The sequence below is a fragment of the Paenibacillus sp. V4I3 genome, assembly GCF_030817215.1.
Lineage (GTDB): Bacteria > Bacillota > Bacilli > Paenibacillales > NBRC-103111 > Paenibacillus_E.
On the sequence record NZ_JAUSZA010000001.1, the window covers coordinates 1,781,820 to 1,796,179 of the forward strand.

Below are 14,360 nucleotides of genomic sequence, written 5' to 3' on the forward strand. Positions count from 1 at the left end.
CAGCTTCATCTGCAAAAGGAACCCGTAAACACACAAGGGGCAACAGCCCCTCTTATTTGGTAGAGCTGACCTGAAGCAGGTGAGCTCCTTTGGTTTTGTTGAAATGTGTGAAGGTGAAGATGAAATCACCTTTGTAATAGCTGTTCGTGTAAGTGCCAGCCCCGGCACCCACCCCGAGTTCCATGACGATGTAGCCGGCATCATTGGGTTCGCCGCGCTTTTTGATAGTCTCGATGGCTGGTTGCAGCAGCGCCAAAGGCTTCGAGCCCCAAATGCTGAGGGAGGTGACGACGGCCTCCTTGGGGTTGCCCTTGGACGGCTCTACCAGCAGCGACAGCTGGTAGGCCGGATAGTTCAGCAGGAGCTTAACGCCTCCTGCTGAAGCCGGATCGGCCGCGCCAGCGCCAGCGGCCGGAGGTTCCACGGCGGCGTCGCCTGCAGCTGCCGTCTCTACGGAGGCAACCTGCGGCGCCTCCTGGCCTGCGAGCATGACGCTGTCATCCTGCAGCGTCACCTCGTCCGGTTTGCCCAGCAAGTCTTCGACTTTCTTGCTGGACAAACCGATGAAACTCTGCAGGCTGGCCTGGCCGCCTGCAAAAAAGCTCCGCAGCAGCGGCGCGCCGTCTGCGTCAAACAACGTGCCAAGGCCGTCATAGACGCCGGCCTTGAAATCGCCCTTGTAGACGAGTTTACCTAACTCGTCATATGCTTCCCCGGCGCCGCTAAGGACGCCGCTCTGGAACGTGCCTTTGAAGCGCGGCACGCCCTTCTCATCGAAGGCGGTGCCTTCACCGCCATACGCGCCAGCGAGGAATTGGCCTTTATATTTAATCAGGCCATTCGTATAAAACTCGGTGCCATCTCCGGAATAGCTGCCGTTTTTAAAGCCGCCTTCATAGATAAGCAGTCCCTTCGCATCAAAAAACTTACCAGCCCCGTTATATTGACCGGCTGCAAATTCACCCTCATATTGGGCGATACCGCCCGATGAGAACAGCTTTCCAGTCCCATTGTATAGGCCGCCGTTAAACAAGCCTTCATACAAAAGATCTCCGCTTGGCGCGAATAATTTCCCAGCTCCGCCGTATTTTCCATTTTGAAATTCGCCGATATACTGCACGTTCTGCTGGGGATCGTATTGGGTTCCAGCTCCGTTAAAGACATCTCCGGCAAATGCTCCTTTATATTGCAGGGTGCCATTTTCGTCGTACAAGGAGCCGTTGCCTGATTTTTGCCCCTTTTCAAAATCACCTTCATAAGCGGGCTTGCCGTTGCTGTGGAAAAGTTTACCTTTTCCGGCATATTTGCCGTCAACCAGTTCCCCCACATAGAGAGAATCCTTCTGGGTACCCACGACTTTGCCATTGCCTGAAAAGCTCGTAAGTTTAGGGGTATCTTTCTGAAGAACAGGAACGCGATTCAACCACTTATTCACGATTGCAGGAGGGCGGATGAAAATAAAAAAGACCAAAACGAGTAGGAACAAAGTGAGGAAAAGAAGCAATCTTTTGGAGACATAATAGGAGCCGATCAAAACGTAGTTTTTCAGCGACGTTTCGCGCGTCTGCAGCATGACCCTAAGGAGCTGTTGAATCTTAATGATCGCTAGTTTGGGCAGCCTTCCGACTGTTAAGATGGCTTTCATGATATGCCCAATGAATGGTGCAACGACAGGCCTTAGCACTTTTTCAAGGGTTTTGACCGGCTGGATCTCCAAATCTTCTCACTCCTAGATGGAATTATTAAATGGTTTTTTTTAAAATGAGTTAAGGTTAAGGCACCTGAATGGTCATTTGTCCCGGTTGTTGTATTTGAATGACACCGCCCCAGTTGCACATGCATTTGGACGTATTGTTCAGAGCGGGCATGTTCGCGACAAGCACGGTCGGTGACCCAGGAGCCCAGGGCGCAGCTGTTACAGGTACACAGGGCATGGGAGTCAGAACTCCAAGTGCAGCCGCCGTTGCCGCAGCAACCATCGGATTCGCCATAGAATTACACATCCCAAACGGCATTATGTTCACCATCGGCTTATTATCCATAATGTTGGCAATGGGCATAGCGGTCATCACCATGTTCGCCGGAAGCACCATTAACGTACCAGGCGCTGCGCCGAACGAGCATTGCAGCATCGCTCCACCGCAAACGAGGTTTCCCATGTGAATCTCTCCCGTCAAAAATTCGCTGTTTCCATTACTTTTATACTACTAGATAAGTATATGAGCAGTCTATTACTATATTCGATAGTTTTCACTATTTTTCTCCAAAAGATGGGTGCGGGAGTGGGGTAGATATTGTACTATAAGAGGAGATGGTTGAGCGGAGGGATTCATAGTGATAGGGGTAAAATTTGTGAAGTTGGGACTTGTGCTGCTGCTAGGAGCATCGTCGATTGTGGCAGCGGGCTCGGGAGTTGAAGCTGCGACGGTGAAGTCTTTAACCATGCGGGAAGCTATCGATCAGGGTTTGAAAATAAGTTCGCAATTGCGGGATGCCAAGACCGATATTTTAAAGAAAAAGATAGAGCTGGAGCAAGCGCAGCATGCGGTTAAAAATGAGGAAGCTAAGACTTCCGGACTATTTGCCAAACCTCGCAATTTAGGTCAGGAATTATCGACTCGTTTGAAGGTGCCTGAAGCACGCAAGCAGCTTTATATCGCGCAGGAAACACTGCGGCAGTCGACGAATACTGCCCGATTTGATGTGCAAAAAGCTTATTTAGCAGCTTATCAAGATGCAGTGGCAGAAGAAAATGCACGGAAGAAATCGGAAGAAGCTAAGACAGCGGTGGAAACGGTGAAAAAGAAGCGGAAATTCGGTCTTGCAGATAGTACTGAACAGGAGAAGGCAGATAAGGCGCTGGAGAAGTCGCTATCAGAATATAAACAAGCGCAGCTAACGGCCAAATCTAGTCGTCTAGCACTGGGCAAGCTGCTGAATTTGGAAATGGAAAATAAAGTTCAGCTTTCGTTTGAGCCGGATTACGCGGATTTGAATCAGAAGCAGCTGCCTGCCTATATCGCAAGGGCTCAAAAGTCGACGCTTAGTTTGCTTAAGGACACGGAGGATCGGCGGTTAGCAGATGAGAAGCTGAATACGACGCGTGATTTGTACAGCTCTAAGTTTGGTTCAGCGCGAATGAAGGTCATGGACGGTATGTATAAAGCCAAAGATGTGGATATGGAGCTGTTCCTAGCTAGTTATGAAACGACACTTTCACAAGTGAAGAAGGATTGGGAAGGCTTTTTCATGCTGCTTGGATTCATTCCTATTCCCAAATCGCTGCTTCAAGGGGAGTTTGACGGGCTGCGCTATTTGGATGATCTCAGGGATGCGCTTCCGATCGCGACTATGGAGCAAAATAAAGCGCTGCTTCAGGAGAAGGAAAGCCGGAATGCCGTCATTGCTGCGGTGCGGCAGTCATTTTTGGAAGCAAAAGGGGCCGAAGAAGGCTATGCGCAGGCTTTGCGTGATAAAGACAATGCGGTAGCCAATCTGGATAAAGCGAACCAGAAACTGAAATTAAGTCTGATGAAAACGGATGAGCTGCAGGCTTATAAGGACGCTGTCGTTCAAGCTGATCAACAAATTTTATCTGCACAAATGGGTTATAAAATGGCGCTCGGTAAGCTGGATATAGATACCGGAGGAGCGGTCGAAAGAACGTTAAAGAAAGGTATCCTGCCTTATCGTGACCTTGATGATGGACTTGCTGCGGTTAAGCCCCAAAAGCCAAAGGCGCCCTTAGGAACCTGGAAGCTGAAGCCTGCTGTAGGTCCTCTGCTTAGCGACTTCAGCATCACCGTAAATAAAAAGCTGGGCGCTACGGAGTACGCGGTGTTTACGAAAGAAGGCCGTGCTATTGGGAAGCGGACGAAAATAAATAAGCCTGTACGTAATTTATCGCTGAAGTTTAGTTCAATCGATCAGCTGAAGGTTGTGCTATATCAAAAAGGGAAAAAGATCGATGAACTACCTCTGGAAGGAAAAGGGAATTCAGGGCAATTAGTAGCTGCAACTGCCGAGGATGGAACGGCTGGTGACTCAGGCAGCCAATCTGGTGGCGGCACAGGCGAAAATGCCTTAGGTTCAGCTGAAGAAGAAAAAGGGCTGGGAACCGTCATCATCGGTTCCTACAAAGTACAGCTGGACGCGCTAACCCCAGCGGCCTATAACGCAGCAGCAGCCACGATAACGAAGTCGGGGCAAGGGATTTTTTATAAATCGGAAGAGCCTGGGGCGGTTTGGGTCGGCATGGATAATGCCCTAGACCCTAACGCGCTAACCGATCCAAGCAGTTCTGCTGTGCTGACGAAGGAAGCAGAGGCTGCTTTGAAGGTTACCGTCGAGATCACGAAGCCGGGAGTTATTGCATCCTTGGAAACACCCGCACAGCTGCAGCAGCAGATCGATACGCTGAAGAAAGATATCGTGAAGCTGGAAGCGGCCAAAGAAGCGGCCGTAACGGACTTGAAGCCGAGCGAGATCGCTGATCTAGCCGTTCAGCTGAAGGATGCACAGGCCCAGCTCGGGATGCTGGAAGCGCTGCTGAAAGGCGACAGCCAATCAGCTCTCAAGCAGATGGAGCTGGTGAACAACCCGGACGCGCTGATCGCAGCGCTGTCCGAAGAAGCCGCACCGCCGGTCGAACCGGGCGGTGAAGGCACTCCCGGCGGCGCAGGGCCGGCCGCCGGGAACGAGGCCAGCGAGGATCAGCTGGCCGAACAAGCCGAGCTCCAGCAGCAGAAGCTGGAGCAAGCCCTCGCCGCCGGCGAGCCGAAAGCGGCAGCAGCTCAGCTGCAGCCGCTTCTGGCGACGCAGGCGCAGCTCGCGGATGCGCAAACTGGCGCATCCGAAGGCTTAGCTTCGCTCAAAGAGGCGAAGCAGAAGCTCCAAGCTGCGCTTAGCGCAGCGCAGCAGGATCCTGAGCGGGTCGCGACGCTGACCCACTCGCTGCAAGCCGTCGACGAAGCGATGCAGTCGCTGCAGAAGGACGCGCTGTTCGCGCAGCTTGACGCTGTGCAGGAGCTGGCGGCTACGCTACCGCCAGCTTCAGCCGTGCAGCAGCAGCTGGAACAGCAAATAACGAAGCTGCTGGAGCAGCTCCAGCAGCAAGAGAAAGCCAAATACACGCCAGAGGAGCTGCAAGCTCTGGCCGAGATCTCAACCACCCTAACTAACATCACAACGGTAGACACAAGCTCTGCGTCTGCTTCTGACGGTTCTGTTGGTTCTGCGCTTGATTCTGCGTCTGAATCCGACTCTAACCCAGATTCCAGCCTAGTTCCTGTCACGATTCAACCCATTTCGGCAGAAAACGTACTTTCTCCCAATATTTTCATCAAATTCGACGTTCCGCCTGTTATAATAAACGGGCAGGCCTATTTACCTATAAGGTCCGTCTCCGAATCGTTCGGTGCGGCCGTTGATTGGGAGCAAGAAAGCCTTACCGTTACGGTAAGCACGGAATATGCGACCATCACTAGCCGTATTAATAATACTACGGCATATATAGATGGCGAGCCGACCCAGATCGATGGACCCTCTTTGCTGCTCGCAGGAAAGACCTATGTGCCACTAAGGTTCATAACCGAATCATTAGGACTTCAGGTCGACTGGCATGCACCTACTCAAATTATTCAGATTTCTAATTAAGAGGAGATTAAAGTGCGATGAAGAAATCGATTGCGGCATTGCTGCTTGTACTGCTGCTTCTAGGTGCTGCCGGTACTTATCTTAGTCTACACCGGGATAGCTTTACGCTATGGCCCTTTAACAAAAGCATGCCCTTCGATGGTTTATCGAAGGCTGTCTCTGATTATCAAAACAATTTGTTCGTGATCGATAATGCCAAAAAAACCATTCACAAGCTGAACAGCCAGGGTGTTCTAGAATTCTCCATCACAAGTGAGACGGGGAAGAACGGGGAAGTGTATCGCTTTAATGATATGGCCGTTGATGACCAAGGCTACCTCTATACCATCCGTACACTGCTGGATCCGTACGGCATTGCAGTCAAATCCGAGCAGATTGTTCGTTATAAGCCTGACGGACAGTTTGATCGCAGCTTGTTTACAGAAGAATATGATTCACAAACGAAACGATACAGACTGGGGTCCTTACGAAATGTTCAGGTTCGTGAAGGTATGGTGTACTTTTTCAACGACGAAGTACATCAATTAACCTTATATCAGGCGCCAGTTGGAGAAGCTTCTTCCTCCGAGCCGAAGTCCGTTTACACGATTAAGCTTCCGGAGAATAAATATGTGTCCGAGGCAGACGGTTACAAGCCAGGGGAGATTTATTATTCAACGCGCAGCGGAGAAATTTATCGGGCTTTTAGCGATGGACGCTCCGAGTTGGTTTATCCGCTTCCCGGTCTTGACCGTACAAGGCGTAATTTTCCGGAGAGCTTGCATCTGGATATTCAGGGACGGCTTATTTTCATCGATTTCAACAGCAAATCCATCTCCAGACTCGATCCCAAACAGCCCTACATTATCGAAGGCCTTGTGAATGAGGATAAAGCCAAAGCTAGCGGCGTGGAGCTTGCCTTCGATGCAACGAATAGCAGTATCGCTCAAGATGGCAGCCTCATTATAGTAGAATCAGCTCAAATTAATCGCCGTCTTTCGGATGGAACCATTACCCCCTCCCTAGTAGAGGCGTTGTATAGCGAAGCCACGAGAACAAAGGCCATTATTCTTTGGTCTATCGCTATAGCAGGAATTCTACTTCTGCTGTATGTAATCAAAATCGTTTTCTTTAACTTGCTGCAGCGTCGTCTCCCTCTCATGATGAAACAAATTATTATTTTAGTGCCGGTCATCGCGGTTTCGATGATTCTTCTATCTACCGTCATTTACACTAGCTTCTCGAAGAAAATGGAAGAAGAAACCTTCAGCGAGCTTCTTTTATTGGCCAAAAACGGTCAAAACCTGATTGATGGCGATAAGCTGGAGAGTCTTAGTTCACCTCTGGATTACAATGGAATTGTTTATCAATCGTTCCGTAAAAAGATTCAAGCTGTCTTTGACAATAATGAACAAGATGATAATCAAGGCTTTTACAAAGCGGTTTATAAATATGAGAACGGCGTCATTTATCGTATTTTGGAAGACGATGACGGGATGCATATGTTCAATCCATTTCTTCAAACACCTGAGAATCAGCAGGTCGTGCTGCAAGGCAAGCCGTCCAAAGGCCAATGGCAGGATTTCTCCGGAGAGTGGAGATATGCGATTGCTCCTATTTTTAATTCAGCGGGTAAAATTGTAGGTGTTTTCGAAACAAGTAAAAATTTGGACGGCATCCTCAAGCATCGCCAAACGGTACTTCAATCGATCATTCGCAACATTGCTTTTATTTCGATAGGCTTACTGCTCGTTCTCTTTCTAATGACCTATGTGCTGCTCTCTTCGATTCGTAAGCTTCGCAATAGCGTTGGGGAGATTGCCAAGGGTAACTGGGATACGATAGTTACGATCAACACAAGGGATGAAGTGTCAGACCTAGGCGACAGTGTCAACACGATGGCTGCTCGCATTCGAGACTACATCACCAAGGTAGAAAATTTCAGCCAATCCTACTATCGCTTCGTGCCGCAGCAATTTCTGCGTTTTCTGAACAAAGAAAGCATCCTAGATGTCGAGCTCGGTGATCAGGTGGAGCAAAATATGTCCATCTTAATTTTCAATATCCGAGGCTTTTATCAACTGTCCAAAAGGCTCTCGCCGGAAGAGAACTTCAATTTCGTCAATTCATTTCTGAAAAGATTCGGACCTTATGTGCGCAATCATCAAGGTCTCATGAATAAGTACCTGGGCGCGGGCTTCATGGCATTATTCCCGAATCAAGCAGATGAAGCACTGCGAGCCTGTATTGAAATGCGTAAAGAATTGGACATTTATAATTCTCATCGAGCCAAAGTTGGCTATATGCCAGTTGATTTCGGCATTGGTTTGCATAAAGGACCGCTCCGACTAGGGATCATTGGTGAGGAGCAGCGTTTGGAAGGCAATGTGATTTCCGACGGTGTTAATTTGGCAACCATGCTGGAGAAAATGACGGAACCGCTAGGGGCATCGATTCTCATTACCGATTATGTGGTTCAATCGTTGGAGCAGGCAGACGGCTTCCACTATCGCAATTTGGGATTGATTCAGGTAGAAGGGGTCAAAGAGCCGCTTCATCTGTTCGATGTGTATCAGGGGGATCCGGATACGATCCGAACTCTGAAGGATAAAACCAAAGCTTTGTTCGAGCAAGCTGTAACGTACTACCAAGTAGGGCGATTCTATGATGCTCGTGAAGCGTTCTTAATGGTCATTAAGCAAAACCGTCAAGATAAAGCAGCACAGCTGTATTTCTATATTTGTGATGAATACTTCCAAAACGGTACAACAGCAGAGTGGAATGGTACATTATCTGTTTCTTAATTTGAAAGAGGCGATGTTGGCATGCATGTACACGAATTAGCAACGGAAAAGGACGCAATGCGTATTACGGATTTCTATTTGTCTTCGGAATCTTTTGATGACCAGCGGCATACACCGGGAGAACTAGAACATTTCCGTCATGCACCCCTGCTTAGTTTAACGCAGCGCAATCATCGTCATTGGTTTATTGAGAACGAATCAGGAGACATTATTGCGGTTACCAGCTGCAAGGAAAATGAGCATCAATCCGGAGGATTTCTGTGGGATTACTTAGCTGTACACCGCGAGTACCGCAGACATGGCTTTGCCAAGATTTTGTTCCAAGCGTTGGAGACGTTCGCCAGGTTAGCGGAGGGAAGATATATACTTACATATACCTGTGATTTACCAGAGTACCAGCCCATCCAAAAAATGTTTAGAGCGAATGGTTTTGAATTAATCGGCACTTATCCGAATTACTATTATGAAGGTGAAGCCAGGCTGGCTTTTTACAAACCACTGTGAATCAACTAATGAAATAATAGATTGGACCTGATGATATGCAAGGAAGCTTAACCAGATGGATGGGACTGCGCACTGAAGATATTCGGAAGCTATGGATGATGCTGCCGATCTTTTATTTTAGCGGGATTGCTGAATCCTTGAACTATACCGCGTTCATGGCGCTTTTTAACCAAAGATTCGGTGTGCAGTATTTACCTTATATCTATATCGTAGAAGCGGCAATTATGCCTCTAGAGGGCTGGCTCTTAGCGAAGCTGGCGAATCGGCTGCCCAAGGCCAAAATGATGACAACGCTCTACCTAATTATGATAGGATTGCTGCTCCTCAATGGTGCCGTGCTGCTTGGATTTAAGCTTGGCGGTATTGATTTCCGGTATTACTACCCGATTCTGTTCTTGTCTTCCAACTTTGTCGTGAGACAGCTCACGCTACTGCTTTGGAGTACGGCCTTCGATCTGTGTCCGACACAGCAGGCCAAAAGGTTAATGCCGGTGTTCATCGCTTCAACGACGACCGGCGGAATTACGGCAGGCTTGATCGCCCACCAAATTGGTAAACTGCTTGGTACCGAAGCGGTGTATGCGCTCGCTCCAGTGTTGATGGTGTTCGGCTTCATCTTTTTCCGCAAAGCGCTGGCACGGTATTTGGTGCCTTTGACTTTGAAAGAAGATAAACGATTGAAGGCACAGGGGGATTTAAGCCCAAGCGAAGAGAAACAGCAGCCTGCTGGCTACTATGTGAAACATATACTGCGCAGCCCGTTCTTGCTTTGTGCCATAGCTTTAATGACACTTATGCCTGCGATTTATTTTATGATCGAGTATCAGTACTTCACGGTTGCTGAGAGCAAGTTCCCCCAGGAAGGCGATTTAACCTCATTTTATGGATTAATTACCGCTATTCAATTCACGATCTGCTTGCTTCTGCAAACGGTATCTACCCGCTTAATGAACTGGCTGGGCGCGAGTAATATGCTGCTGGCGATTACGGTCATCTTCCTTGGCGGCTTTGGACTTACTGCTTTGTTTTTAAATCAATCGCTGGGGCTCGTGATGGTGTCCGGCTCTTATGCCATTTTTTATATTCTGCTGTATTACATTGCGGAGCCGTGCTATCAGCTTTTTTTCAAAATGATGCCTATCGGAAGGCGCGATGGCTATCGTTATTTTGCTCAGGGTGTGGCTGCTTCGGGCGGGATCTTAATCGGTTCACTGTTATCTTTGCTGCATTCGTTTGGCCTAATTCAGCTGTCACCTCTTGCTTGGGTAGGTGTAGTTGTAGCGGCTATTCTCGTCGTGGTAGCTTGGTTCGGAAGGAATCTATACATACGTGAATTGGTCAAAAGTGTGCAATCCTTGCATGCGGATCTATCGGATATTGCGGGCTCCTTTATCGGGGGCATTCGCAGCTCCAAAGCTTTATCCTCCATGCTCGGCTATCTGAAGCATCCGAATGATTATGTGCGAGAGCTGGCGCTCGAAGTGATTGGTAAAGCGAAAGATTCCGCTTTCCTGCCGCAGTTGATCGGAATGATTGGTGAGGAAAGCTCAAGAATCCGCATTGCTGTGCTGCGGGCGATGAATTTGCAAGGGGCAACGATTCAGGATCTCGTGCAGGTGGCTTCATTCTTGGAGGATGAGGACCCTGAGGTACGTGCGGAGAGTGTGAAGTTGATTTCAAAGGCAACACATCTCAAAAGCCAATCGCATTTCTTCATTCGTGTTAAGCTGCTAGATAACCATCCGAAGGTTGTGCACGAAGGCGTTAAGGCGCTTTATGCGCTGGAAAGTGAAGAAAGCTATCAAGCCTGTGACGAGGCAATTATTAAAATGCTCGATAACGGTGGTGAATGGGCGGTTTATGGCTGTCACACTGTCGCTGATCTTAAGCTGGATTCCTATTCAGCATGGGTGTTATCGCTGCTCGATGATCATCGTCCTGCTGTCAAAGTTGCGGCTGCGCACTGTATTGGTAAGCTTCAGCAGGTGGATGCAATTCCCCACCTCTTGTCGATGGTGCCACTCGCAGATCAAGAGCTGCGCAAGGCCATTCTCGAGGCTTTCATAGATATGGGGGCTAAGGCTCTGCCAGCCTTGTTGAACGGCGTGAATCATGTGAATCCGTTTATATGGAATTCGGCGGTTACAGCGCTCGCTGAGTTGCTGGATGAAAGTAAATTACGATCAGAGTTAGTTGATCGCTGCGTAAGTCGAATGCTTGCTTCCACGCAGGAACGCGCATTGCCGGCTGCTCTTCAAGAGCTGGGGATGCAGGGGCTTGCCGAGCTTGCCAACCAACGCTGCGGGGAGCTGCATAATGCGTTGGTTGGTGGCGCGTGGGCGGTAATGACCAAGTTCGTAGATGAGCGTGTGGTTACGACACTCCGCGAAGCGACTCAGGACGAGAGTGACGAAGTTCGCGATAATGCTTTGGAAGTTCTTGCTGAGGGGCTCGGCGATCGCAGATTGGCCTTGGCTCTGTTGGAATTATTAAAGAAAGAGACTGTGAGAAGCAGTGTAGCAATGACGGAGCCGCTTCTTATTTTGCAAGAAGCTAAGATTTGGTCGGATGATTGGCTTCGAGATATTGCTGTTTATGCACTAAGTTCACTGGAGCGTGCCGTTATGAAGGAAGATCGCAAGTTTTTAACGATGCTGGATAAAGTTATTTTCTTGAAGCAGGTCTCCCTATTCGCGGACCTGTCCGTGGATGAACTAGGTTTAATTGCAGGGATTGCAACGGAGGAAGTACATGAGGATCTTACTTATTTATTGCGCCGTGGTGAGAGGAATGCGGCCATGTATCTCATCATTGAAGGCAATGTAGAGCTGAGCAATGAGACAGGTATTGGGGAGACTGTTACGATTGGTGTACTAGGACCGAAGCAAGCACTCGGCGAAACGACGGCATTAGACGGATCTCCTTCCTCGATTACAGCTCAAGCGATTTTCGATGAGGTGCGTGTGCTCACTTTGCAAGGGGAAAGCTTGTCTCGGCTAGTGAGATTGTATCCAGAGATCGGGATTGGGCTGCTTCATGCTTCTAGTGCCAGAGTGCGGCTGCTCGAAAATATGCTTTTGAAAATGGCTTAAATCGGTTATTCGGCTAGTGGCTTCAGTAATCAGCGTCTGGGAGGGTGAATGTCGTGTCAGCAGAGTCCATCGTTTTGAGCAATGATCTGAAGGAACTCGAACGGCTAGGTGTATTCTTACGAGGCTTGTCGGGGACTATGGGCATGGATGACCATACGTTGTACCAAGTGAATTTAGTCTGCGACGAGCTTGTGACGAACATCATTCTCTATGGCTATCCGCCTGGTGAAACCCGTATGCATACGATCCGCATTGATTTGGGGCTTGTCCCCGATGGTTGGGAGCTTCGAATGACAGATCGCGGAGTGCCTTTTAATCTTCTGTTGAAGTCTAGTCCGACTGTGGATCAGAGCTTGGAAGATCGAGGGATTGGCGGTCTCGGCATCTACTTTGTGAAGCAGGTAATGGATGACATTGTATATGAACGCTTGAACGAGGAAAATGTTCTAATGATGAAAAAATGGCGAATCAAGGAGGAGGGAATATCATGATGATAACCGAGCAAATGCAAGGCGATATCGTGCTGCTAAGCTTAAACGGCCGACTGGATGCGAATACATCCGCGAGCTTGGAATCGGCTTTTGCAAAACTAGTAGAGCAGGGGAATGGCAAGTTCGTGTTTGATCTTCAAGGACTTGACTATGTCAGCAGTGCAGGGCTCAGAAGCTTACTTGCAGCAGCCAAAATGATTAAGGTGATTCAAGGCAAGCTGGCGCTGGCACGAATGAATGAGCATGTGAAAGATGTTTTCGACATGTCGGGATTTAGCCGGATTTTCTCAATTTATGAGACGGAAGCGGATGCTGTCCATGCTATTTCATAGTTGGAAAGGGAGGCGCGCTAGATGAATATCGTTGTTGGTGTGCTTCTCATTGTTTGTCTAGTGGTTGTCGTTTTTTGGCAGCTGAGCGAGCGAAAGCGTAGATCCGCAGAGTTGGAGCTTCAGAGAACTATGCAGCTATTCGATGTAAGTTTGGAAGTAAATTCGACGATCCGCAAGCAGGACTTGCTTGTGAAAATCATGGAAACCTCTTCCCGCATTATGAATGCGGAAGCTTCGTCGGTCATTTTGGTCGATGAGGAAAAAGGGGAGTTGTTCTTTGACCTTGCGCTAGGTGAAAAAGGCGATGAAGTTCGTGAAATTCGCCTCAAAATAGGTGAAGGTATCGCAGGCTGGGTGGCTCAGACCGGCGAATCGGTCAAGGTTGATGATGCTGGGCAGGATGAGCGGTGGTCGTCGAAGGTAGCGAAACGAGTCGATTATCCGACGCGCAGCCTTCTCTGCGTACCACTGGTAAGCAAGGGTAAAATTATCGGTGTGCTGCAGGTGTTGAACAAGCGGGATGGCGCCCATTTCTCTGACCGCGATTTACAGCTGCTTGAGTCCATTGCATCGCCAACGGCGGTCTCCTTGGAGAATGCCATGCTGTATGAAGCGCTTGAGAAGTCAATCCATGCGTTGAAAACGACGACGGCTGCTAAAGAACGGATGGAAAGTGAGTTGCGCATTGCCACCGATATCCAAATGGGATTCCTGCCTCGCGGGAGTTTGTGTTTAAGCAGCGGCGGCATTGAAGGTGATCTGAGCAGCTCAACTGAAGCGGAAGGTCTTGAAAGTGCTGACGTAGCCGTCGTGGAGACACAGGCCATTATTCGTCCTGCTCGTGAAGTGGGTGGGGACTTCTACGACTACTTCTGTATCGGAGCGGATCGCTTGTTCTTCGTGCTTGGCGATGTATCTGACAAAGGAATCCCTGCGGCATTATTCATGGCTGTAACCATGACATTGTTGAAAGGGAAGATGACTTCAGAGATGACTCCTGGAGAGCTGTTGACGTCAGTCAATCAGGAGCTTTATAAGGATGACTCAACGATGTTTGCGACGATCTTCTGCGGTTTACTGGATGTACGAACGGGACAGTTAATTTATAGCGATGGTGGTCATTGTCCCCCTTATATCATAAGGGAAAGCGGAGACGTGGAGCAGCTGAGAGGGAAGAAGGGTCTCCCGCTTGGCGTTATGGATGATATGCTTTATATGGATAATGAAATAACATTAGGTATTGGCGATCGAATTATACTATATACCGATGGGATTACAGAGGCTGAGGATCGGCTGCAGGAACAATATGGCTTCTCCCGACTCTATGATCTATTGTCGAAGGAGCAAGCAAGTAATCAAACGCGCATGCTTGAGCGGATGGTTGAGGGCGTAGATGACTTCACGAATGGCGCTGTCCAGTCTGATGATATTGCTGTGCTTGTTATAGACAGAACAACCAAAATGTAACCTCAAAGCCATATAGTTGTGATATAGTGAATTTAT

9 protein-coding genes are annotated in these 14,360 nt (G+C 48.7%); 7 read left to right on the forward strand and 2 right to left on the reverse strand.

Features of this window, described 5'->3' with window-relative positions; all coding sequences use genetic code 11:
* Positions 1 to 52: 52 nt before the first annotated feature.
* Together QFZ77_RS08380 and QFZ77_RS08385 are read right to left on the reverse strand one after the other, a co-directional pair.
* Complete coding sequence (locus QFZ77_RS08380) at positions 53 to 1,717, reverse strand: MORN repeat-containing protein (protein ID WP_307438420.1); 1,665 nt, start codon at positions 1,715 to 1,717, stop codon at positions 53 to 55.
* 55 nt (positions 1,718 to 1,772) lie between these two features.
* Positions 1,773 to 2,159 carry a DUF4280 domain-containing protein gene (locus QFZ77_RS08385; RefSeq protein ID WP_060645930.1) on the reverse strand — a complete coding sequence of 129 codons (387 nt, stop codon included), beginning with the start codon at positions 2,157 to 2,159 and terminating at the stop codon, positions 1,773 to 1,775.
* Between the two features lie 193 nt (positions 2,160 to 2,352).
* Here QFZ77_RS08385 and QFZ77_RS08390 point away from each other — a divergent pair, with 193 nt between their 5' ends.
* The 7 genes from QFZ77_RS08390 to QFZ77_RS08420 are packed head-to-tail and all read left to right on the forward strand — an operon-like array spanning position 2,353 to position 14,324.
* Positions 2,353 to 5,655 carry a stalk domain-containing protein gene (locus QFZ77_RS08390; protein WP_307438423.1) on the forward strand — a complete coding sequence of 1,101 codons (3,303 nt, stop codon included), beginning with the start codon at positions 2,353 to 2,355 and terminating at the stop codon, positions 5,653 to 5,655.
* 17 nt (positions 5,656 to 5,672) lie between these two features.
* On the forward strand, positions 5,673 to 8,438 hold the full coding sequence (locus QFZ77_RS08395) for an adenylate/guanylate cyclase domain-containing protein (RefSeq protein ID WP_307438425.1): 2,766 nt from the start codon (positions 5,673 to 5,675) through the stop codon (positions 8,436 to 8,438).
* Between the two features lie 21 nt (positions 8,439 to 8,459).
* Entirely contained in the window at positions 8,460 to 8,942 is a 483-nt protein-coding gene (locus QFZ77_RS08400) for a GNAT family N-acetyltransferase (protein WP_307438427.1), read from the forward strand.
* A gap of 59 nt (positions 8,943 to 9,001) precedes the next feature.
* A complete protein-coding gene (locus tag QFZ77_RS08405) occupies positions 9,002 to 12,034 on the forward strand; it encodes an MFS transporter (protein WP_307438429.1) in 3,033 nt (1,010 codons plus the stop codon).
* 53 nt (positions 12,035 to 12,087) lie between these two features.
* Complete coding sequence (locus tag QFZ77_RS08410; protein WP_307438431.1) at positions 12,088 to 12,525, forward strand: ATP-binding protein; 438 nt, start codon at positions 12,088 to 12,090, stop codon at positions 12,523 to 12,525.
* Positions 12,522 to 12,857 carry an STAS domain-containing protein gene (locus QFZ77_RS08415; RefSeq protein ID WP_307438433.1) on the forward strand — a complete coding sequence of 112 codons (336 nt, stop codon included), beginning with the start codon at positions 12,522 to 12,524 and terminating at the stop codon, positions 12,855 to 12,857. Before QFZ77_RS08410 ends, QFZ77_RS08415 begins: the two co-directional genes overlap by 4 nt.
* 21 nt (positions 12,858 to 12,878) lie before the next feature.
* Positions 12,879 to 14,324, forward strand: coding sequence for a PP2C family protein-serine/threonine phosphatase (locus QFZ77_RS08420; protein ID WP_307438434.1), 1,446 nt, complete (start codon positions 12,879 to 12,881; stop codon positions 14,322 to 14,324).
* Positions 14,325 to 14,360 lie beyond the last annotated feature (36 nt).